The following is a 23,161-nucleotide window of genomic DNA, read 5'->3' on the forward strand; positions in this document are numbered from 1 at the left end:
AACAAAACCTGGCAGGATATTTACGCACCCATGAAAGGGTGCGTTTTTTCACCGATGATAAAAAATTTCGCCGTCGTAGGCTTTGATGATCTTACCGTCAGCGTCGTTGATCAGCACATACGCGCCACCCATGTAGGTCCAGTGGGTTCCGGCATCGGGCGCGGGCAGATTACGTAATTTCCACTGTTTGATGTTGTACTCATCGGTGCGGTACATCTCGGGAACCGTATCGCCGGGTTTAAAATGGGTGAAATCAGCCACGAAGCTGCTGAGCTCATATTGATCAATCCCCTTTGCGGCGACGGTTGTAGCAGGTGCGGCCCAGACCGCGCTGGAAGCGAGCAGCAATGCGCCCAGCAACATAGTATTTTTTATACCCATACACACTCCACTCTTCGGGTTATCCATCAAGGTCGTACATGATTCAACCGCAGAGCCAGGTCAGGCAAGCGCCTTTTTGTGAGATTCCCGGCAATTGAGTAAAAATTGTAACCTTCCTCTCCGGCGTTTCACAAACAGAGATTACTTCCGCCGCATCTCATTGCGACATGAGATATGTCTTATCTGAACAGACTGACTGGAGGAAAGCGTTCGAGGAAAACCCCGCGCCGGGCGGGGGAATGGTTATTTCTGCACCACCTGAAGGATACCGTGTACGCGGCTATGCGCTTTAGTGTAAGAGGCCGTTTCAACCCCTTCATCATTAAGCGAGATGGAGAGGATATATCCGTTACCGCTGACTTCGTAGTAAGCGGCATTGACGCGTTTGACTGTCGCTTTCTTGTGATTAATATGCGCAACGGTAAATCCGTTGTTAATACTGGCGTTAATCCCCGGCCCGCTGAATTCTGCCATTCGCAATGGATCGGCAACATGACTGGCGTTTGCTGCCTGTGCATGTTGCGCTATATCGTTAACATTTTTTTGCCCACCGTATTTTGCCATTCTGTCAGCTGGCGACGCACATGCCGCCAGCGCGACGACAACAGGAATCAGACATAACCTCGTTACGTTTTTCACATCATCACCATTACATTTAACCCCATACACAAAAGCTTAGTCGCTGGGCGTACATCGCCCCGGCGAAAAAGCCACAAAGCAGAAACAGAAAATACATACTGACCTGCAAAATTAAAAATTTTAAGTCTTTCAAGGTAATTAACGTTCACGTTGGCCAGACTGAATTTGGAATCAAGCGCGGAATGAGAGAGACATTGTATTAATGTCAGCAATCGGCCTGTTGAATATAAAGACTATGTTTTAAATAAGCCCGCATGACGTTGATGCAGATCATATGAAATGCCTCCTGGAAAATAAATGCCAAAAAATAAAATGATGACATTACGTTAATGTGGCGATTGCGTAAATAATTAGCGTGGGTTATTTGAGAACAGGAGGCGGCGACGGGAAAATAATCTGATATAAGGTGATGCTTATCCTTCCTGCCTCCAGTTTAAAACCATCTTGCAAAGCGCAGAGGCTTACCTTACCCTTTTAACCTTGCATAACGCATTTATGCACATTGACTCGGGGTGCCCTTCCACGCGAAGGCTGAGAAATACCCGTACCACCTGATCTGGATAATGCCAGCGTAGGGAAGTCAGACACTGCTCGTGTCCCTTCTTCGCGCGGGCAGGAGCGTAACTATGCAGCCTGACCTGCTCAGCCCCGCACTTGCGGTGCATACTCTGCAACATTTTAAACAACACTCTCCGTTAACCCATTGCATGACCAATGATGTGGTTCAGAGCTTTACCGCCAATACGCTGCTGGCGCTCGGCGCTTCCCCCGCGATGGTGATTGAACCTGACGAAGCGTGTCAGTTCGCCGCGATTGCCAGCGCGCTGTTGATCAACGTCGGCACGCTAACCCAGCCGCGCGCAGTAGCGATGCGGGCGGCGGTTGAACGGGCGAACAGCGCGCATACGCCGTGGGCGCTCGACCCCGTCGCGGTGGGAGCGCTCGACTATCGCCGTGAGTTCTGCCTGGACATATTGAACATGAAACCCGCCGCCATTCGCGGCAATGCCTCTGAAATTCTCGCCTTAGCCGGTGAGCGAGCCGGCGGTCGCGGTGTGGATACCACCGACGCTGCCGCCGCTGCGTTGCCCGCGGCGAAGCGGCTGGCCGTACGGGTGGGGGCCGTTGTCGTGGTCACCGGGGAAATAGATTATGTTACCGATGGCGAACGTACCCTGATCGTCGCCGGCGGCGATCCGTTAATGACCCGCGTTGTGGGCACCGGCTGTGCGCTCTCGGCAGCAGTGGCGGCTGTCTGCGCGCTGCCGGGCAGTCGGACAGAAAATGTCGCATCCGCCTGCTGGTGGATGAAACGCGCCGGACAACGTGCCAGCGAAATCTGTCGCGGTCCGGGGAGTTTTATCCCGGCATTCCTCGACGCGCTGTATCAACTCGACCAGGAGGCGCTGGCATGAAACGGATCAACGCATTAACTATCGCCGGAACGGACCCCAGCGGCGGCGCGGGCATTCAGGCCGATCTGAAAACCTTTTCTGCGCTTGGCGCGTATGGCTGCTCGGTCATCACCGCGCTGGTGGCGCAAAACACCCGTGGCGTGCAGTCGGTTTATCGTATTGAGCCTGATTTTGTCGCCGCACAGCTGGACTCGGTGTTCAGCGATGTGCGTATCGATACCACCAAAATCGGTATGCTCGCCGAAACCGATATTGTGGAAGCGGTAGCTGAACGTCTTCGGCGCCATCAGGTGAAAAATGTGGTGCTGGATACGGTTATGCTGGCGAAAAGCGGCGATCCGCTGCTATCGCCTTCGGCTGTCGCCACCCTGCGGACGCGTTTACTGCCGCAAGTTTCGCTGATTACGCCCAATCTGCCCGAGGCCGCGGCGCTTTTGTCATGTCCGCATGCCCGTACGGAAAAAGAGATGCTGGAGCAGGGACGTGCGTTGCTGGCGCTGGGATGTGGCGCGGTGCTGATGAAGGGCGGACATCTGGACGATACGCAAAGCCCGGACTGGCTGTTTACGCCGACGGGCGAGCAGCGTTTTACCGCGCCGCGGGTGATGACCAAAAATACCCACGGTACGGGCTGTACGCTCTCTGCGGCGCTCGCGGCGCTGCGCCCGCGCCATACCGACTGGACCGAAACGGTGCAGGAGGCGAAAAGCTGGCTTTCTGCGGCGCTGGCCCAGGCGGATACGCTGGAGGTTGGGGAGGGGATTGGACCGGTTCATCATTTCCATGCCTGGTGGTAGCGTATATACTGGCAAAAGACTTGCTGTCAGGAAAAACGTCCATGGAACAAGCGCATACCCGGCTTATCGCACAGCTCAACGAACGTATCGCAGCGGTGGACAATACACCGTTGTACATTAAGTTCGCCGAAACGGTAAAAAACGCCGTGCGCAGCGGCGTGCTGGAGCATGGCAATATTCTGCCCGGCGAGCGCGATCTGAGTCAGTTGACCGGCGTTTCGCGCATAACGGTGCGCAAGGCGATGCGGGCGCTTGAGGATGAAGGCGTGGTGACGCGCGCGCGTGGGTACGGTACGCAAATTAACAACATTTTTGAGTACTCCCTGAAAGAGGCGCGCGGTTTCTCTCAGCAGGTGGTCCTGCGCGGGAAAAAACCGGACACCCTGTGGGTCAACAAGCGGGTGGTAAAATGCCCGGATGACGTGGCGCAACAGCTGGCGGTCGAAACCGGAAGCGACGTCTTTTTACTTAAGCGGATCCGCTATGTTGATGAAGAGGCGGTATCCATCGAGGAATCCTGGGTGCCTGCGCATCTTATTCATGATGCGGATGATATCGGCGTATCATTATATGATTATTTCCGTAGTCAGCATATTCATCCGCAGCGAACCCGTTCACGGGTGAGCGCAAAAATGCCGGACGCCGAATTCCAGTCGCATATTCAACTGGATGCTAAAATCCCCGTGCTGGTCATTAAACAGGTCGCGCTCGACCAGCAGCAGCGGCCCATTGAGTACAGTATTAGCTATTGCCGTAGCGATTTATATGTCTTTGTTTGCGAGGAGTAGCGCTTTTGCAGACCGGTCGTCTGCATGAGGCAAAAGCCGCACTGATTTGCGCCGATGCGGCTTTATGATTTATCTCTTGAGCGAAACCAGCAGCTGTTCACGGAACGGCGCACAGTCGCCGCCCCGGTGTCCCACGACCCACGACGCGACGGCGTTACCAAGCAGCACCGCGTCCGCAACTGACCAGCCAGAGGCCAGACCGGCCAGCAATCCCCCGGCATGACTGTCGCCCGCGCCAATGGTATCAACCACCGTTGTCGGGAAGGCGGGGACGCAGCCAGCGGCATCGTCAGTGAAATACCATGCTCCGTCTTTGTCATGACGCACTATCAGTGGCGCAGCGAAACGCCTGACCCATTCTGCGCCAAATGTCCGGATTTCCTTGCTTAGCGTAAAGCGATCGCTGACGATGTCCGCCTCCTGGCGATTAAGCGACACCAGCGGACGACAGGCCAGAATACGGGCCATCAGCGCATCGGGGATATCGCCAATCCGCGGACCAAAATCAATAACGGGCGTCACGTCCGTGAGGTTTTCAAGCCAGTGCGCCAGCAATTCGCCGCACGGCGACGCAAGTTGATAGCCTGACAGATAAATCAGGCTACCTCGCGGCACCGAGAGCTGAGCCAGCCAGTCGGCGTTCCAGGCATTTTCCACGCCGCTAAAAGACATAAAGGTGCGTTCACCGTCCGGCTCAACCAGGGCAAGACACCAGCCGTTATCACCCTGAGCATGATCAATCGGGCTATATAAGCCCTCTTTCGCCATCCGGTTGCGGATAATCTCCGCCCATACGCCCTGGCCGAGCGGCAGGGCATTGGTCGCCGTAATCCCAAGGCGCTTTAGCGCGACGGCGATGTTTAGCGCGCAGCCGCCGACGTTAACGCTTTGCTGCTTAAGCTCGATGTCGCAGCCGCGCCAGGGCAGAGCGTAAGCGTCGGCGATAACATCGATGACCGCCGCGCCGACTACCGTGACCGGCTGGCGGGAGTCGAGATCCGCAAGCATCCCGTACAGGCGTGAAGCGTTCATATTCCCTCCCGTCGCTGACGCAGACGCGCCAGCTCCGTAGCATAGCGGGTGAAATCGAGGCGGTTCACCGTATCCAGCTCTCGTTTCAGTGTGGAATCGATGGCATCAATGCCGTGCAGCGCGCCGCAAATGGCGGTCGCCATCGCGCCGATGGTATCGGTATCGCCGCCCAGGTTAGCGCAAAGTATCGCGCAGCGGTTCGGATCGGTCTGCGCCAGCTCGACCATAGCGATGGCGCAGGCGACCGACTCCAGCGTGCTGGTGCCCGCGCCCACGATCTGATACAGCTGTTCACTGGCGGCTTCAGGGCCATCGGCCTGGCGAACGATTTTTAACGCCAATTCCAGCCGTGCAGCCAGCGAGGCGCTGAAAGTGGTGATGCGTTTTTCCTGAGCGTGTCGGGCAATGGCGGGCAGTGATGCCACGATGTCGGACCATGCGTCGCCGTCTACCGCCCGGGAAATGGCCCATGCCACCACTACCGCGCCGGCAATGGCCAGATCCGACTTGTGGGTGGGGCTGGACGCCAGCGCCACGTCATCAATAAAGGCGTCGAGATCGCGCGGCGGCAACAGGCATCCCAACGGCGACACGCGCATCGCCGCGCCGTTAGTGACGCCGTTGTTATCCAGTTCCGCTACCGGTTTACCGTCGCGTATGGCGTTGAGTGCAATCTTCGACGTCGGCCCGAGAACATTTTTATTGAAAGCGTCAAAGCCCTGCGCCCAGTCGAGAATCGTGTGGCCAATCAGGTCGGGATCAATGTCGCCGTCGCGCGCCAGGAGCGCATCTGCCAGACAGAGCGCCATCGAAGTATCATCGGTAAACTCCGCACGATTGAAATAACAGGCCGCGCTGTTCTCCTGCGGACCTGGCAGAAAGCGGTCGATCCAACCGAAGTGCGCTTTCACGCGGCTTCTCGGCCACAGCTCAGAGGGCATCCCCATCGCATCCCCTAACGCCTGCCCGTAAAGAGCACCGAGAATACGCTCTGCTTTCATTTTACTTCTCCTTGTGTCAACGCAGAATCGCGAACCTCAATAGCGGTGATCTCTTTGTCTGATTCGCGAAAGAAAATCATAAACAGTACGGCAATGACAGCGATCATCACCGCGCCGAACGTCCACATTCCCGCCCAGTTGAAGGTGAGACCGTTAACCGGTTCCTGATAAGCAAACATTTTTTCCATCATCACGCCGCCAAGACGATAGCCCAGCAGGCTGCCGAAGCCCTGACAGCACAAGGTGATCAGCCCCTGGGCCGCGGTGCGCATATGCACTGGCGCTTTTTTATCCACGTAGATATAGGCGGTCACGTAGTAGAAGTCGTAACTGACGCCGTGCAGCAAAATGCCAAGAAACAGCAACGCATAGGTGAAGTATTCTTCTGCGCCGCCGTAGATAAAGAACGCGTACCGGATCGCCGCGGTGATAAGACCAAGTAATAATACCTTCTTAATACCAAAGCGTTTAGTGAAAAACGGCAGCGCCAGCATAAAGAAGATTTCGGAGAACTGACCGAGCGTCATCCAGCCGGTGGCGTTTTTCATGCCGACTTCCGTCAGATACCCGTTGGCGAAGATGTAATAAAACGCCAGCGGCATCGCGAACAAAAACGAACAGAAGAAAAAAACGAGGAAGTTGCGGTCGCGCAGCAGGATCAGCGCGTCCAGCCCGAGCATGACCCGGAAGTCCATTTTCCCCGTGCTTTTTGGCGGGGTGTCCGGCAAAAAGAAAGCGAACACGCCCAGCAGCGCGGAACTGGCGGCGGTAATCAGCAACGGAATATTGGTCGGCGAGATATCGTTATAACCCAGCATCTGCGGCAGAAACCCGCAGGCAAGACCCGACGCAATCCAGCCAATCGTCCCCATTACGCGGATGCGCGGAAAATCACGTTCCACGTCCGGCACGTTGGCGAAAGCGATACTGTTGGTCAGGGCGATAGTGGGCATATAGGTCAGCGAATAGGCCAGCAGCAACGGAAAGAACCCGGCAAAGGTCGTTTGTCGGGCGGCAAAATACATCAGCGCCGCGCCTGCGAACATCAGCACAGCGAGCACCTTTTGCGCCGAGAAAAAGCGGTCGGTCAGCGAACCCACAAGGATCGGCGAGAGGATCGCCGCTATCGCCGTACAGGCGTAAGACCAGCCAATCTCACCGGCAGAAAAGCCGCTTTTGCTTAACCAGAGCCACAGCGGAACGAACCAGGCCCCCCAGATAAACCACTCAACGAACATCATGAATGACAGTTTCACTGTAGTTTTCATCATTAAATCCTTCATGACAGGTAAGGTACGTCATGACAGTACCATTAAATAATACCTTTAAAATACCTTTGCGGCGAAATCTTGACCGTCATAACACTTTTTCGTCAGTGAATCGTGCCAGCAGATAGCGCTGAAAAGTGCGCTGAAAATGGAAAAAATGGCCGGTCGGTACCAGGCTTAATGCTGCCCGCAAAAGCGGGTCAGGACAATCCACATTCCGAATCCCTCGGAACTTACGGGAGCATAGCTATGACTGATATTGCGCAGTTGCTTGGCAAAGACGCCGACAGCCTGTTACAGCATCGTTGTATGACCATACCTTCTGACCAACTTTATCTGCCAGGACATGACTACGTTGACCGCGTGATGGTGGACAATAACCGTCCGCCTGCGGTGCTGCGTAACATGCAGACGCTGTATAATACCGGACGTCTGGCGGGAACCGGTTATCTGTCTATTTTACCGGTTGACCAGGGCGTGGAACACTCGGCAGGCGCGTCGTTTGCCGCCAACCCGCTCTATTTTGATCCAAAGAATATTGTTGAGCTGGCGATTGAAGCCGGCTGTAACTGTGTGGCATCCACATACGGCGTGTTGGCTTCCGTCTCGCGCCGCTACGCCCACCGTATTCCGTTCCTGGTGAAGTTGAACCACAACGAAACGTTAAGCTACCCAACGGAATACGATCAGACCCTGTATGCCAGCGTCGAGCAGGCGTTCAATATGGGGGCGGTCGCCGTCGGCGCGACGATCTACTTCGGTTCCGAGCAGTCCCGTCGGCAAATTGAAGAGATTTCCGCGGCCTTTGAACGGGCGCATGAGCTGGGGATGGTCACCGTGCTGTGGGCGTATTTGCGTAATTCGGCGTTTAAGAAAGAGGGGACCGATTACCACGTTTCTGCGGATCTCACCGGGCAGGCTAACCATCTGGCGGCGACCATCGGCGCGGATATCGTGAAGCAGAAAATGGCGGAAAATAATGGCGGTTATAAAGCGGTTAATTTCGGCTACACCGACGATCGCGTCTACAGCAAACTGACCAGCGACAACCCAATCGATCTGGTGCGTTACCAGTTGGCGAACTGCTATATGGGACGTGCGGGTCTGATTAACTCCGGCGGCGCGGCGGGCGGCGAGACCGATCTGACCGACGCGGTACGTACGGCGGTCATCAACAAACGTGCTGGCGGTATGGGCCTGATCCTCGGCCGCAAAGCCTTCAAAAAGTCGATGGCGGACGGTGTGAAGCTGATCAACGCTGTTCAGGATGTCTACCTCGACAATAAGGTCACTATCGCCTGACCAGCAGGGCTGCGGCGCGTGGTCGCAGCCTTTTCATCACGACCAGAAGGAAGCATTAACGCAACAACGGACAGTCCGGTGGTAAACGGCAGCGTAGCGCGGCGGGGAGGGTTTTAATATGAAAAGACTGACCGCTCAGCGGTTCGCCGTCCAGGTTAAAGGTAATGTCGTGCGGCGCGCGTATCTCGAACCACGAGGAGGCGCCGTCGACGATATTGGGATTTTCTTCCGGCGGCTTGAGGGTGGAAAACAGCGCGGGCAGGATCTCCTCGCCGGTAAAGATTCGCAGTTGCAGTAAACCGTCGTTAATCAGCGCGTCCGGGCAGAGCTGCTGTCCGCCACCCGCCTGGCGACCGTTGCCAATGCCGATCACCAGCGCGTCACCCTGCCACTGAAAGTTCTCGCCGCGAATTTCGCAGCGGTCAGGTTTCAGCGTATCCATGCGCATCAGACCGTGGATGATATACGACACGCCCCCCAGCGCGGCCTTCAGCTTTTCCGGCGTTTCGGTGGTAATGCGGGTACCGAATCCGCCGGTCGCCATATTGATAAAGCAGGTTTTGTCGTTCACTTTTGCGATATCAATCGCGACGGCGTTCCCGGCGATGGCCAGCTTCAGCGCTTTATCCAGCGCGTCTGGTATGCCGACACTGGTAGCGAAATCGTTGGCTGTGCCGAGCGGCAGAATACCCAGCGCCGGAACGGCCTGGCCTTCGCACTGAATTAACGCGGTCGCCACTTCATTAATTGTTCCGTCGCCGCCGCCGGCAATCACCGTTTCCACGCCGAGACGGCGGGCTTCTTCAACATAGCGCTGCGCGTCGCCTTTTTCCCACGTAACGCGAACATGAATTTCTACGCCTTCGTCACGAAGCAGCCCAATCGCTTCACGAAGCGTGGGGTTATCGGCCCCCTTGCCGTTCAGAATCAGTAAACTGGCGGGAAAATTAGCCATTCTCGTTTTTGCCTTATTGTTTTATCAGAACACAAGAAGTGTATAGCAGAATGAAAAACCGCGCGGACAGAACTGACTGAAAAAGGGTTCCGCTTTTTGCAGAATGGCGTCTGGAAATAAAAAAACAGCCGCCCAAAAAATAAGCCTGCGTAAGGGAGATTACGCAGGCTAAGGAGGTGGTTCCTGGTACAGCTAGCATTTATGGGTTATGTTTTTCAGCACGGCGGATAATACCCTTAAAGAACGAAGCGGTATGTGATCGGTTTCTAAGAATCATCCTGGCATGAAAAAATAACCCTGATTAACTATTTACCGTGCGGATTACGCGTTGATTCACCGGAAAAATTGCGCATCAGCAGAGCATAATCCAGCGTAAGATCCTGCGGTACAGGGATCCATACGGTATAGCCGTCGCCCGGTGCGACCGGCATCGCTTCGCCTTTGCCGTTTTCCATTTGTTCCAGGGTAAAGTTGACGTTGCCCTGCGGCGTCATCAGCTCAAGGCTGTCGCCGACAGAAAACTTGTTCTTTACCGCAACGGCGGCTAACTCACCTTTACGCTCGCCGGTGAATTCCCCCACGAACTGCTGGCGCTCAGACACCGAATAACCATAGTCATAGTTCTGGTAGTCGTCGTGGGTATGACGACGCAGGAAGCCTTCGGTGTAGCCACGGTGCGCCAGACCTTCCAGGGTTTCCAGCAACTGCGGATCGAACGGTTTACCGGCGGCGGCGTCGTCAATGGCTTTCCGGTACACCTGCGCGGTGCGGGCGCAATAGTAGAAAGATTTGGTGCGGCCTTCAATTTTCAGCGAGTGCACGCCCATGTGGGTCAGGCGCTCAACGTGAGCGATGGCGCGCAGATCTTTTGAGTTCATGATATAGGTGCCGTGCTCATCCTCGAACGCGGTCATGTACTCGCCGGGCCGCTGGGCTTCTTCTATCATGAACACTTTATCGGTAGGCGCGCCAATACCCAGCGTCGGCTCGACGTTTTGCACCGGAATCGGTTCGTATTTGTGAACAATATTGCCGACCATATCCTCTTTGCCTTCCTGGACGTTGTACTCCCAGCGGCAGGCGTTAGTGCAGGTGCCCTGATTCGGGTCACGTTTATTGATGTAGCCAGAGAGCAGGCAACGGCCGGAGTAGGCCATGCACAGCGCGCCGTGCACGAAAATTTCGATCTCCATGTCCGGCACCTGATTGCGGATCTCTTCTATTTCTTCCAGCGACAGTTCGCGGGAAAGGATCACGCGCGTTAACCCCATCTGATGCCAGAATTTTACCGTTGCCCAGTTGACGGCGTTGGCCTGTACGGAGAGATGGATCGGCATATCGGGGAAGTTTTCCCGCACCAGCATGATAAGCCCGGGGTCAGACATGATCAGGGCATCCGGACCCATTTCCACCACCGGTTTGAGGTCGCGGATAAAGGTTTTCAGCTTTGCGTTGTGCGGCGCGATGTTCACCACCACGTAGAATTTTTTCCCCAGCGCATGGGCTTCATTGATGCCAAGCTGAAGGTTTTCGTGGTTGAATTCGTTGTTGCGCACGCGCAGGGAGTAGCGCGGCTGGCCCGCATACACGGCGTCAGCGCCATAGGCGAAAGCGTAACGCATGTTTTTCAGCGTTCCCGCCGGGGAAAGGAGTTCCGGTTTAAACATAGTGTTCTCGTTCTGATGACAGGTCAGATCCGCTTCACCTGATGAAGCGGCAGGAGGAGAGTCCTCACGTTAAGGGCGGGCATTGTAGCGCCGCGAAGAGGGGAGGTAAAGTAAAGGGAAACGCCGTATCCGACCTGAAGGAGGATAAACAGGCCGGATAAGCGTGGCGTCATCAGGCAGACGGTATTTATTCATCAACGCGAAGATAATGCCCGTCCGCTCTAACGTTCATACCAAAACCGCAGCCCGTCACATCATCGGTTTCGGCATCAATGGTTTCAGGAGAGAAGGTTAAAGAAATATCGCAATGGAGATAATCGCCTTCGCGAATGGCCACGATGGCCTTATCGTCTTGTATCGTGACCCTTTCCGAGAATTCGCCCATATTGGGGCCGCTGTACAGCCCCATTAAGCCCATGTAATAACCCTGAAAATCGATCTGGTAATCCGCTTTTTTTGCCGCCGGTTTGACCTGCAGGACATTCCATGAGGCCAGCCCGGCATAACGCCAATACTCGCCCGCCGGGCCAGATTGCGAAAGGGCGTCAAGTTTGTCTTTGATAAGGGCAAGATTATAAACGGATTTTTCATCATCCGGTGTGAGCATCAGCCAGGCGCGCGCTTTTCGCCACTCACCCTGGCGAATCCAGGTGAGCGCCACATTGTTATAAGCCGTGGCGATAAGCTTGTCATCCAGGCCACAGTTTTCGCTCCACGCGACCTGTCGCACAAAGGCTTCGCGCGCTTTGCCGTAGTTTTTCGCTTTATAGAACGTTTCGCCCTGGCTTGCCCAGGTCGGGATCTTTGCGCAATCCGCCTCCAGCCGTTCGTCGGAGAATTCCGCATGGGCCATGCCTGAAACCAGTGCGAGTAACAAGGCGTAATGTCGTCTATCCATGGCAATGTTGTCCTGAAAAAAATAGGGATTAAGCCATCCTGCAGGCGTCCGCTTCCCAGCGGTAGCCTACGCCGTACACCGCGCGGATAAACGACTGCTCTTCGTCCAGCGCTTCCAGCTTACGGCGCAGGTTTTTGATATGGCTGTCAATGGTGCGGTCGGTGACGACGCGATAATCATCATACAAACGGTTGAGCAACTGTTCGCGGGAAAACACTTTTCCCGGTTCGTGCGAAAGGGTTTTAAGCAGACGAAATTCCGCCGGGGTCAGGTCGAGCATCTTCCCGCGCCAGGAGGCCTGGAAACGGCCTTCGTCGACAATCAGCGGGCTTTCGGCGTCCATCTGTTGTAGCTCGCGCTGCGGCTTACAACGGCGCAGGATGGTCTTCACGCGGGCGACGACTTCTCGCGGGCTGTACGGTTTGCAGATGTAATCATCCGCGCCAATCTCCAGCCCCAGCAGACGGTCGATCTCTTCAATCTTGGCCGTGACCATCACAATCGGCACGTCAGAGAAGCGGCGTATTTCACGGCACAGGGTCAGGCCGTCAGTCCCCGGCAGCATCAGATCCAGCAGGATCAGGTCGGGCGGCGTCTGGCGCACATAGGGCAGCACCTTGTCGCCATGGCTAATCAGCGTCGGGGCATAGCTCGCGGCGCGCAGATAGTCGATCAGTAACTGCCCCAGCTTGGGTTCATCTTCCACGATTAGAATACGCGGTGTGTTTTCATCAATGGGTAACTCAGTCATACGTCTCTCTGTATATCGCGTTCCAGCGGAAATTCTACTGTAATGCTAACCCCGCCAAAAGGCGAATGGGCAGCGTGGATGCGGCCATTGTGCGCTTCAACAATGTTGACGCAAATCGCCAGCCCCAGTCCGGAGCCGCCGCTGGCGCGGTTGCGAGAGCCTTCGGCGCGGTAAAAGCGCTCAAACAGTTTATGTAACTGCTCATCGCTGACGCCCGGCGCAGAATCGGCAAAAACGAGAAGCACCCGTTTGTCGCGCTGTTCGGCGCTGATGTGCAATTTTCCGCCGCTGTCGGTGTAGCGCAGGCTGTTTTCCAGCAGATTGTTAAAAAGCTGCATCAGACGATCCCGATCGCCAAACATCTGGATGCTGTCCGGCAGGGAAAGCTGTAACGTCAGGTCACGGCTGGCAAAGCGTTCCCGGAACGCGCCTCCCGCCACTTCCAGCAGCGGGATTAAATCCACGGACGTTTTTTGATAGGCCAGCGCGCCTTCGTCGGACATGGAAAGCTGGTGCAGATCGTCCACCAGCTTGGTCAGCGTCGCCACTTCAGCCTGTAATGATGCCACCGACTCCGGCGTGAACTGGCGAACGCCGTCCTGAATCGCCTCCAGTTCTCCGCGCAGTACCGCCAGCGGCGTGCGCAGTTCATGAGAGATATCGGCCATGAAATCGCGGCGCATCTGCTGGTTCTTTTCCAGGGTACTGGCCAGTTGGTTAAAGTCCTGCGCCAGTTTGCCCAGCTCGTCAGCGCTGGTGGCGGTCACCCGGGTAGTAAAATCGCCCGCCGCCAGCTTGTGAGTCCCGTCAACCAGGCGTTTGACCGGGGCCAGCAGCCCACGCGCCAGCAGGAAGGTCGCCAGGGCCGCGAGCAGCGTGGCGAGCGCGACGATAAGCCAACTGGTACGCCGCTGCTGCTTGTCGAAATTAATGTCGGTATTGCGGGTCAGGCGCTCTACAGGAGAGGCGATCACTGCGCCAACCTCCACGCCATTGACGATAATCGGCCGCCGTGAGCCGTCGTGCGGCACCGGACCGCGTGGGCCGACCAGGACTCTGGCGTTTTGATCGACCACCCAGAACTGAGTGCGCCAGCCGTGCGGCGGCATGCCGGGCCCGGGCTTGTCGTCATCTCTCTCATGCTCGAACGAGCGCAGGATCTGGAACACAAAGCGGTCGTTATTTCGCAAAAAGCGCCAGTTGCCGTGCAGCGCATACTGTTCGCCCAGCGCGTCGCCCAGCAGGGTTAAGCGCTGCTCGTTGCCGTGCTTGATGTAGTCGATAAATCCGCGCTCAAAGCTGACGCGAACCGCCCAATGCATACTGATAAGCAGTACGATGCAGGTGGCGAAAATCGCCAGAAACAGTTTGCCGGTAATGCCGGGCCGCCAGAGCTTCATCTGGTTCTCCTTTTGCGCCGCGCAATGACGACATTTTTATGCGTGTCATGGGGGACACGGGCAAAGATAACGGCGGGCAGAGCGATGATCACCGCCATGCAAAGCCAGGTGTATATAAAGACTGTGTGGGTTGCGCCGCTGTCGGCGGTGACGTGCTGCTGTCCGAACATACCCAACAGCAGGCCAGCCACGGTTACGCCGATACTCATCGACAGTTGCATAATCATCGACAATAAACTGTTGCCGCTGCTGGCCAGCTCATCCGGCAGATCTTTCAGCGTCAGGGTGTTCATGGATGAGAAACGCGTCGAGTTAATCATCCCCTGCAACAGCAGGACAAACGGCAGCACGTAGTACCAGCCCAGCAGGGCGGCGGACATAAACAGCAGCGTTACGCCTGCGAGCCCCAGCGTGGTGCATACCAGCACCCGACGATAGCCAAAGCGGTTAACCACCTGCACCACAATGCGCTTCATGCCCATGCTGCCAAGGACCATCGGGATCATCATCAGCCCGGCGTGAAACGGCGAGAAGCCAAGGCCAATCTGCAAAAAGACCGGGGTCATAAAGGGCAGCATGCCGCTGCCGATGCGTCCGGCAAAGCTGCCCAGCGAACCGAGCGAAAAGGTCGGCGTGTGAAACAGGGTCAGGCTGAACAGGGCGCGTGGATTGTTTCTGGCATGGTTGAGGTACAGCAAAATCGCCGCGATGCCGCATACCACCAGCGCGCCGAGGGCGAAGTGAGTCATTCCCGTCTCTTTGCTGCCGTCCAGCGCAATGGTCAGCAGCGCCATGCCGGCGGCCAGCAGCAGAAAACCCGACAGGTCGAAACGCCGGGTTTGCAGGGTGTAGTTGGGCATCAGCATCAGCGTGGCAATGGCGCCGACGATGCCAACCGGCAGATTAATCAGAAAGATCCAGTGCCAGGAGGCGTATTCCACGAGGATCCCGCCCAGCGCGGGTCCCAGCAGCGGACCGACCTGACCCGGCAGCGTGACGAAAGTCATCGCCGCCATGTACTGCGCGCGCGGAACGATCTTCATCACCGTCAGCCTGCCAACCGGCACCATCATTGCGCCGCCCACGCCCTGTAATACGCGCGCCATTACCAGTTCATTTAGCGTGCTGGACCACGCGCAGAACAGCGATCCCAGCGTAAACAGCGTAATCGCCGTAAAAAAGATATTCCGCACGCCCACCCGATCCGCCAGCCAGCCGCTGGCGGGGAGCATCACCGCCACGGTCAGTACATATGACACAATCACCCTATGCATGTGAAGCGGGCTTTCCCCGAGACTTGTCGCCATCGAGGGAAGCGCGGTATTCACAATGGTGGTATCCAGCGACTGCATAAAAAAGCCGAAGGCTACAATCCACAGTTGCCAGCGGGTGCTGTTAGGAAGTTCTGTCATAGGTCAGTTATCGGGTCACCTTTATTCCGGGAAAAACGCAGCCGCAGGCGGTCGAAAAAGAGATACACCACCGGTGTGGTATAGAGCGTTAACAGCTGGCTCATCACCAGACCGCCGACAATGGTGATCCCCAGCGGCTGGCGCAGTTCGGAGCCGTCGCCGCCGGAAAGCACCAGCGGCAGCGCGCCAAATAACGCGGCCAGCGTGGTCATCATTATCGGGCGAAAACGCAGCAGACAGGCCTGGAAAATCGCTTCCTGCGGGCTGAGGTTACCCTGTCTTTGCGCTTCCAGCGCAAAGTCGACCATCATAATGGCGTTTTTCTTTACAATACCAATTAACAGCATGATGCCAATCAGCGCAATCAGGCTGAACGGGGCGTTGAAAATTTCCAGCGCCAGCAATGCCCCAACGCCCGCTGAAGGCAGGGTGGAGAGAATCGTGAGCGGGTGAACATAGCTTTCATACAGTATTCCGAGCACGATATAAACCGTGGCAATGGCGGCGATAATCAGGATCACCTGTGAATTCATGGTTTCCTGGAACACCTGCGCGGTGCCGGCGAAACTGCCGCGTACGGTCGACGGCACGCCAAGCTGGGTCATCGCGCGGGTGATAGCCTCGCTGGCCTCAGACAGCGACGAACCGGTCGGCAGGTTAAAGGAAACGGTCGAAGCCGCAGACAGCCCCTGATGATTCACTGACAGCGGCGCGTTAGCCGGTCGCCATTTGGCGAAATAGGAGAGCGGAATTGCCTTGCCATCGCTGTTTATCACGAACATTTTCTCCAGCGCGCTGATGTCCTGGGTATAGCGCGGATCGACTTCCATCACCACTTTGTACTGGTTCATCGGCTGGTAAATGGTGGAGATTTGCCGCTGGCCAAAGGCGTTGTTTAACAGGCTGTTCGCCGCCTGCACGTCGATACCGAGGCGCGACATGGTTTCGCGATCGTAAACCAGATTCATCTCGGCGCCGTTATCCTGTTGATCCGAGTTGACATCCGCCAGTTGGGGCAGGGCTGCCAGCGCTTTACGGATCTTCGGCTCCCATTCCCGCAGGGCGGCCAGATCGTCCGACAGCAGCGTGTACTGATAGCTGGCGTTCGACTGGCGTCCGCCGACACGAATATCCTGCACCGCCATCAGGAACAGGTTTGCTCCCGGCTCTTTTGCCAGCTTCACGCGCAGGCGGTCAATCACCTGCTGCGCCGTTTCATTACGCTCGCCGCGAGGTTTTAGGGTAATGAACATCATCCCGCTGTTAACGCGCGAACCGCCAGTGAAACCCGTAACATTATCCACGGCCGGGTCGTCACGAATGATTTTCATGAAGTCCTGCAGTTTCCCGCGCATTGCCTGGAAGGAGATACTCTGGTCGGCCTGAATCCCGCCCATCAGCACGCCGGTATCCTGCTCCGGAAAAAAGGTTTTCGGAATCGAAATATACAGCCAGACGTTAAGGGCAATGGTGCCGAGCAGCACCACGCCCACCAGGCGGGTATGATTCAATACCCATTTTAGCGATTTGCCGTATCCCTGTTGCAGGGCAACCAGCATCCGGCCAAAGCCGCGCAGCCGTTTTTGTTCGCGCGGTTTGCTGGATTTCAGCATCCAGCCGCACATCATCGGCGTCAGCGTCAGGGACACCAGCAGCGAAATGCCAATGGCGACCGACAGCGTGACGGCAAATTCGCGCAGCAGGCGTCCCGGTAAGCCGCCCATCAGCAGCAGCGGTAAAAACACCGCCACCAGCGACAGGCTCATCGAGAGGACGGTAAAGCCCACCTCGCGCGTTCCCTGCAGCGCCGCCTGCAACGGTTTCATCCCTGCTTCCAGATGACGCGAGATATTTTCCAGTACGACGATGGCGTCATCGACGACAAAGCCGGTAGCAATCGTCAGGGCCATCAGAGACAGGTTGTTCAGGCTAAAGCCGCAGAGATACATCGCGGCGAAGGTGCCTATCAGCGAAACGGGTACCGCCACGGCGGGGATCAGCGTTGCCCGCCCGGAGCGCAGGAACAAAAAGACCACCAGAATCACCAGCGCGACGGAAATCACCAGCGTCTGCTCGACTTCTTCCAGTGAGGCGCGGATGGTGGGAGAGCGGTCCTGGGCGATTTGCAGATCGATTGCCGCTGGAATGGTGGACTGTAGCTCTGGCAGCTTTGCCCGAATGCTGTCGACCGTCTGGATAATATTGGCTTCCGGCAGCTTGCGGATCATCAGCAAAATAGCCGGTTTAGCGTTGGTCATCCCGGCGTTGCGCACGTCCTGCACCGCGTCGGTCACCGTTGCGACGTCCCCCAGGCGTACCGCGCCGCCGTTGTTATAGTGGATCACCAGCGGCTGATAGTCTGTTGCGGTTTTCAGTTCGTCGTTGGTCTGGATCTGCCAGCGATGGCTGGCGTCCTCCAGCGCGCCCTGCGGTTTTCGCACGTTGGCATTGCTGATGGCGGTGCGCACGTCGTCAAGCGACACGCCCTGATTAAACAGCGCCTGCGGATTTAATCCCACGCGCACGGCGGGCAGCGAACTGCCGCCCACGTCAACATCGCCGACGCCGTCGATCTGCGCGATAGTCTGCGCCAGCTGCGTGGAGGCGAAGTCATACAGCTCGCCCTGCGAATACGTGTCCGAGGTGAGCGTCAGGATCATGATCGGCGCATCGGACGGGTTGGCTTTACGGTAGGTGGGGCGGCTCGGCATCCCGCTGGGCAGCAGGCTTTGCGCGGCATTGATCGCCGCCTGTACGTCGCGCGCCGCACCGTTAATGTCGCGATCAAAATTAAACTGCAGAATGATCCGCGTGCTGCCAAGCGAACTGCTTGAGGTCATTTCGCTGACGCCGGCGATGCGACCCAGCGATCGCTCCAGCGGCGTCGCCACCGACGACGCCATGGTTTCCGGCGACGCGCCCGGTAGCGAGGCGCTGACCATAATCACGGGAAAATCCACCTGCGGCAGCGGGGCGACGGGCAGCAGACGAAACCCCAACACGCCGCACAAGGTAATGGCGACGGAAATCAAAATCGTCGCCACCGGGCGATAGATGAACAGGGCGAAAAATTTCATTTACGCTTCCTCATCCTGACGCGGGAAGCGGCTTTTTACGTACAGCGACAGCCGATCAAACAGCAGATAAATAACCGGCGTGGTAAACAACGTCAGCACCTGGCTCACCAACAGACCGCCGACCATGCCGATCCCCAGCGGACGGCGCAGCTCTGCGCCAACGCCGGTGCTAAGCATCAGCGGCAGAGCGCCCAGCAGCGCGGCAAGGGTGGTCATCAGGATCGGGCGAAAACGCAGCAGGCAGGCCTGATAAATCGCGTCGCGCGGCGCCATGCCCTGTTCGCGTTCGGCGGCAAGGGCAAAGTCGATCATCATGATGGCGTTTTTCTTGACGATGCCGATCAGCAAAATGATGCCGATGATCGCTATTACATCCAGTTCGCTTCCGGCGATCATCAGCGCCAGCAGCGCGCCGACGCCAGCGGTTGGCAGGGTGGACAGGATGGTGATCGGATGAATAAAGCTCTCGTACAGCACGCCGAGCACGATGTACATCGCCACCACCGCCGCGACAATCAGCCACACCGTACTGCCCAGCGCAGCCTGGAAGGCGAGGGTGCTTCCCTGGAACTGGGTGGTGATGTCCACTGGCAGATTAAGCGTTTTTTCCGCGTCGAGAATCGCCTGCACCGCATCGCCCAGCGAATAGCCGTCCGGGACGTTAAACGACAGGGTGGCGACCGGAAACTGATCCAGATGGTTAATGGAGAGCGGCGCAAAGCGCTGTTCAACGCTGGCGATAGCGCTCAGCGGCACGATGCCGCCGTCGCTGCTGGTCAGGCGAATGGTGTCCAGCGCCGCCAGTCCTGGCGTGCTTTCGGTATTATGCTCCAGGACTACGCGGTACTGATTAGCCTGAGTATAAATCGTTGAAATCAGCCGCTGGCCAAAAGCGTTATACAGGGCGTTATCGACGTCCGCCATGCTGATGCCTAACCGGCTTGCGCTGTCGCGATCGACCTTCACATACGCCACCAGGCCCTTGTCCTGCCAGTCGCTGCTGACATCGGAAAGCTGCGGCAACTGCCGCAGTTTGTCCATCAACTGAGGCACCCAGGTGCTGAGGGCGTCCAGTGACGTGGCCTGAAGCGTAAACTGATACTGGGTGCGGCTCACCTGGGTGTCGATGGTCAGATCCTGCGTCGGCTGAAGATAGAGGTTAACGCCGGGAACACGCGCCACCGCCTCCTGCAGACGGGCGATCACTTTCTGCACCCGATCGTCACGATCGTCGAGCGGCTTCAGGTTGATTTGCAGCCGCGCGCTGTTCAGCGACGGGTTAGTGCCATCGACGCCAACGAACGCCGTTAAGCTCTCCACCGCCGGGTCTTTGAGGATCACGTCGGACACCTGCCGCTGACGCTGGGCCATGCTGACAAACGAGCTGGACTGCGGCGCCTGCAGGGTGCCCTGAATAATGCCGTTATCCTGCACAGGAAAGAAGCCTTTCGGGATGACCACCCATAGCATCACGCTTAACAGCAGCGTGCCCAACGCCACGCTGAGCGTCAACCACGGGTGGTTAAGCACTTTCGCCAGCCAGCGGCCATACCCGGCGATCACCCGCTCAAACAGACGTTCCGAGGCCCGGGAAAAGCGATTTTGTTTGCGCAAGGATGCCTGGCTCAGCATTCGGGCGCACATCATCGGCGTCAGGGTAAGCGACACCACGGCAGAAATAAGTATCGCCACCGCCAGCGTGACGGCAAACTCGCGAAACAGGCGTCCGACGATATCGCCCATAAACAGCAGCGGAATCAGTACCGCAATCAGCGAGAGGGTGAGGGAGATAATGGTAAAACCGATTTCGCCCGCCCCTTTCAGTGCGGCGGCCAGCGGTTTTTCGCCCTTTTCGATATAACGCGAAATATTCTCAATCACCACGATGGCGTCGTCGACCACAAAACCGGTCGCGATGGTCAGCGCCATCAGCGTCAGGTTATTGATCGAGAAATCCAGAAACACCATCACCGCGAAGGTGCCCACCAGCGACAGCGGAACGGCGACGCCGGGAATAATGGTGGCGGGAACGTTACGCAGGAAAAGATAAATAATCATCACGACCAGCGCGATCGCCAGCATCAGTTCAAACTGGGTGTCGCTGACCGAAGCGCGAATGTTCGTGGTGCGGTCGGACAGCACCGTCACGTTTACCGACTTCGGCAGGCTTTCTTTCAGTTGCGGCAGCATCTGTTGAATGCTGTCGGCGGTCGCGATGATATTGGCGCCGGGCTGGCGCTGAACGTTCATCACAATCGCCTGTTCTTTATTGGCCCAGGCGCCGAGCCAGCTATTCTCCGCCCCTTGTTCGACGGTAGCGACATCGCCCAGCCGCACTGGCGCGCCGTTTTGATAGGCGATGATCAGTTGACGGTATTCCTCGGCGGACTGCATCTGGTCGTTGGCAGAGAGCGTCACCGCACGAGTCGGGCCGTCAAGGCTCCCCTTCGCCGAGTTAACGTTGGCGCCGGTGATGGCGTTGCGTACCGTTTCGCTGGTCAGTCCCAACGCGGCGATCGCCTGGGCGTTGAGCTTCACCCGCACCGCCGGACGCTGCCCGCCGGAGAGGGTCACCAGACCGACGCCGGACACTTGGGAAATTTTCTGCGCGACGCGCGTTTCCACCATATCTTCAACCTGCGTCATCGGCATGGCGCTGGAGGTGACGGCAAGCGTCATGATGGGCGGATCCGCCGGGTTGACTTTGCTGTACACCGGTGGGTTCGGCAGATCGTTTGGCAGCAAGTTGGTCGCCGCGTTAATCGCCGCCTGCACCTCCTGTTCGGCCACGTCCAGCGGCAGGGTGAGCTGGAACTGAAGCGTGACCACCGAAGCGCCGCCGGAACTTTGCGACGACATTTGCTTGAGGCCGGACATCTGGCCGAACTGGCGTTCTAACGGGGCGGTGACGGCGGAGGTCATCACATCCGGACTGGCGCCGGGATAGAGCGTGACCACCTGAATGGTTGGATAGTCCACCTCCGGCAGTGCGGAGATGGGCAGAAAACGATAGCCGATGATCCCGGCCAGCAGTATCGCCACCATCAGCAGGGTGGTGGCGACAGGACGCATAATAAACAGACGCGACGGGCCGCCGGTGCTGCCTGGAGGTAATACCTGCATCAGGAGCGCGCTCCTTTCTTGGCGTATTCGCGCGCGGTGGCTTTTGCGTCAGGCGCGGTGGCGCTTTGCGCTTCCACCACCTCCACTTTCGCCCCTTCGGTAAGACGGTCAATACCGTCGGTAACCACGCGGTCGCCAGCGGAAATCCCGGCGCTGATCACCACCTTCTGGCTGTCCTGAATACCGGTTTGTACCCGATGCTTACTGACTTTGTTTTCGTCATTTAACACCCAGACAAAGTGACCTTCGTTGCCCATCTGCAGGGCGGCGGTGGGTATAACCACCGCGTTCTGTTCGGTATCCACCAGCATTCTCGCGTTAACAAACTGATTGGGGAACAGCGTGTCATCCTGGTTCGTGAAGCGGGCTTTCACTTTGATGGTGCCGGTGGTGGGGTCAATCTGATTGTCGAGGCTCAGCAGCACGCCTTCGCTCAGCTTCTGCGCGTTGGTGCGATCCCAGGCTTCCACCACCAGCGGCTTACCGGTTTTTTTCGCCTGCATCACCGTGGCGATATCGCTTTCCGGCAGGGTAAAAATGAGATCGATCGGATGCGTCTGGGTGATCACCACAATACCTGTGGTGTCGCCACTGGAAATCTGGTTACCCACATCCACCTGTTTCAGCCCCACGCGACCGTCCACTGGCGCGGTGATGCGGCTCCAGTCAAGCTGCAATTGCGCGCTGGCAACACTGGCTTCATCGGCTTTAATCGTGCCTTCGGTTTCACTGACCAGCGCCTGTTGGGCGTCCAGCTCCTGGCGAGAAACTAAGTTGCTTTTGACCAGTTGCTGGTAACGGGCCAGATCGCGGCGGGCGTTCGCCAGCGTCGCTTTATCTTTCGCCAGTTGGCCCTGCGCCTGTGCCAGCGCGACTTTAAACTGGCTGGGGTCGATTTCAGCGAGCAGGTCGCCCGCTTTGACCTGTTGGCCTTCTTCGTAGTGCAGCGCCAGTAGCTGCCCGTCGACGCGACTGCGCACCGTCACGGTATTGGCGGCGGTAATCGTTCCTAATCCGCTGAGATAACGCGGCACCGCCTGTTCAACGGCGGTCGCCGCCTGTACGGGCGCCAGCGGACCGGCGCGCATCCCGCGACGACCCGCGCCCGCAGGCGCTTTCGCCTGCCCGGTCGCGCCCGGGGCCGCGCTCTGCGGCTCGCTATGGTTTTGCCAGAACCAGACTGCGGCGATGGCCGCCACGACCACCGCGAGAGCTATCACCCAGCGGGATTTGTTACTGCCTTTCATCGTTATGA

The 23,161-nt window shown here is 57.4% G+C and carries 18 protein-coding genes and 1 riboswitch; of the genes, 4 read left to right on the forward strand and 14 right to left on the reverse strand.

What is annotated here, in order from left to right; genetic code table 11:
* Positions 1-48 precede the first annotated feature (48 nt).
* Positions 49-381 carry a Ni(II)/Co(II) efflux transporter accessory subunit RcnB gene (rcnB, locus tag JY391_RS08315; protein WP_042284405.1) on the reverse strand — a complete coding sequence of 111 codons (333 nt, stop codon included), beginning with the start codon at positions 379-381 and terminating at the stop codon, positions 49-51.
* Positions 382-624: 243 nt separating this feature from the next.
* On the reverse strand, positions 625-1,020 hold the full coding sequence (locus JY391_RS08320; protein WP_211935547.1) for a hypothetical protein: 396 nt from the start codon (positions 1,018-1,020) through the stop codon (positions 625-627).
* 498 nt (positions 1,021-1,518) lie between these two features.
* Positions 1,519-1,615, forward strand: a riboswitch (TPP riboswitch).
* Positions 1,616-1,646: 31 nt separating this feature from the next.
* On the opposite strand from JY391_RS08320, the gene thiM reads away from it, so the two are divergent.
* From thiM to JY391_RS08335, 3 genes are read left to right on the forward strand one after another with little or no spacing between them, the layout of a single operon-like run.
* The gene (gene thiM, locus JY391_RS08325) at positions 1,647-2,435 is read left to right on the forward strand and encodes a hydroxyethylthiazole kinase (protein ID WP_211935548.1); all 789 of its coding nucleotides are present in this window, start codon (positions 1,647-1,649) and stop codon (positions 2,433-2,435) included.
* Entirely contained in the window at positions 2,432-3,232 is an 801-nt protein-coding gene (gene thiD / locus JY391_RS08330) for a bifunctional hydroxymethylpyrimidine kinase/phosphomethylpyrimidine kinase (RefSeq protein ID WP_042284397.1), read from the forward strand. The genes thiM and thiD overlap by 4 nt, the downstream gene beginning before the upstream one ends.
* Before the next feature lie 41 nt (positions 3,233-3,273).
* Positions 3,274-4,020 (forward strand): GntR family transcriptional regulator, encoded by a 747-nt coding sequence (locus tag JY391_RS08335; RefSeq protein WP_060569293.1) that lies wholly within the window; start codon positions 3,274-3,276, stop codon positions 4,018-4,020.
* Positions 4,021-4,089: 69 nt separating this feature from the next.
* Here the strand turns inward: JY391_RS08335 and JY391_RS08340 are convergent, their stop codons facing one another.
* From JY391_RS08340 to JY391_RS08350, 3 genes are read right to left on the reverse strand one after another with little or no spacing between them, the layout of a single operon-like run.
* A complete protein-coding gene (locus JY391_RS08340; RefSeq protein WP_211935549.1) occupies positions 4,090-5,052 on the reverse strand; it encodes a PfkB family carbohydrate kinase in 963 nt (320 codons plus the stop codon).
* Positions 5,049-6,053 (reverse strand): ADP-ribosylglycohydrolase family protein, encoded by a 1,005-nt coding sequence (locus JY391_RS08345; protein WP_211935550.1) that lies wholly within the window; start codon positions 6,051-6,053, stop codon positions 5,049-5,051. The genes JY391_RS08340 and JY391_RS08345 overlap by 4 nt, the downstream gene beginning before the upstream one ends.
* Positions 6,050-7,321: a nucleoside permease gene (locus tag JY391_RS08350; protein WP_211935785.1), complete on the reverse strand. Its 1,272-nt coding sequence runs from the start codon at positions 7,319-7,321 to the stop codon at positions 6,050-6,052. Before JY391_RS08350 ends, JY391_RS08345 begins: the two co-directional genes overlap by 4 nt.
* Positions 7,322-7,570: 249 nt before the next feature.
* Between JY391_RS08350 and fbaB the strand changes: the two genes are divergently transcribed.
* Positions 7,571-8,623 (forward strand): class I fructose-bisphosphate aldolase, encoded by a 1,053-nt coding sequence (gene fbaB, locus JY391_RS08355; RefSeq protein WP_042284383.1) that lies wholly within the window; start codon positions 7,571-7,573, stop codon positions 8,621-8,623.
* Positions 8,624-8,678: 55 nt separating this feature from the next.
* Here fbaB and yegS read toward each other — a convergent pair whose 3' ends face one another.
* The 9 genes from yegS to JY391_RS08400 all read right to left on the reverse strand — a co-directional run bounded on the left by yegS (position 8,679) and on the right by JY391_RS08400 (position 23,153).
* Entirely contained in the window at positions 8,679-9,578 is a 900-nt protein-coding gene (gene yegS / locus JY391_RS08360) for a lipid kinase YegS (RefSeq protein ID WP_060569289.1), read from the reverse strand.
* A 305-nt stretch (positions 9,579-9,883) separates the two neighbouring features.
* Complete coding sequence (gene trhP / locus JY391_RS08365) at positions 9,884-11,245, reverse strand: prephenate-dependent tRNA uridine(34) hydroxylase TrhP (protein WP_211935551.1); 1,362 nt, start codon at positions 11,243-11,245, stop codon at positions 9,884-9,886.
* Between the two features lie 187 nt (positions 11,246-11,432).
* Entirely contained in the window at positions 11,433-12,143 is a 711-nt protein-coding gene (locus JY391_RS08370) for a tetratricopeptide repeat protein (protein ID WP_211935552.1), read from the reverse strand.
* 28 nt (positions 12,144-12,171) lie between these two features.
* Positions 12,172-12,894, reverse strand: a complete 723-nt coding sequence (baeR, locus tag JY391_RS08375) for an envelope stress response regulator BaeR (RefSeq protein ID WP_042284377.1) — start codon at positions 12,892-12,894, stop codon at positions 12,172-12,174.
* Entirely contained in the window at positions 12,891-14,294 is a 1,404-nt protein-coding gene (gene baeS, locus JY391_RS08380) for an envelope stress sensor histidine kinase BaeS (protein ID WP_042284375.1), read from the reverse strand. The genes baeR and baeS overlap by 4 nt, the downstream gene beginning before the upstream one ends.
* Positions 14,291-15,706, reverse strand: coding sequence for an MFS transporter (locus JY391_RS08385; protein WP_211935553.1), 1,416 nt, complete (start codon positions 15,704-15,706; stop codon positions 14,291-14,293). Before JY391_RS08385 ends, baeS begins: the two co-directional genes overlap by 4 nt.
* Complete coding sequence (mdtC, locus tag JY391_RS08390; protein ID WP_211935554.1) at positions 15,703-18,783, reverse strand: multidrug efflux RND transporter permease subunit MdtC; 3,081 nt, start codon at positions 18,781-18,783, stop codon at positions 15,703-15,705. Before mdtC ends, JY391_RS08385 begins: the two co-directional genes overlap by 4 nt.
* Entirely contained in the window at positions 18,784-21,906 is a 3,123-nt protein-coding gene (locus JY391_RS08395) for an MdtB/MuxB family multidrug efflux RND transporter permease subunit (protein WP_211935555.1), read from the reverse strand.
* Positions 21,906-23,153 carry an MdtA/MuxA family multidrug efflux RND transporter periplasmic adaptor subunit gene (locus JY391_RS08400; RefSeq protein ID WP_211935556.1) on the reverse strand — a complete coding sequence of 416 codons (1,248 nt, stop codon included), beginning with the start codon at positions 23,151-23,153 and terminating at the stop codon, positions 21,906-21,908. Before JY391_RS08400 ends, JY391_RS08395 begins: the two co-directional genes overlap by 1 nt.
* Positions 23,154-23,161: the final 8 nt, after the last annotated feature.

The sequence above is a fragment of the Citrobacter sedlakii genome (genome assembly GCF_018128425.1).
GTDB lineage: Bacteria > Pseudomonadota > Gammaproteobacteria > Enterobacterales > Enterobacteriaceae > Citrobacter_A > Citrobacter_A sedlakii.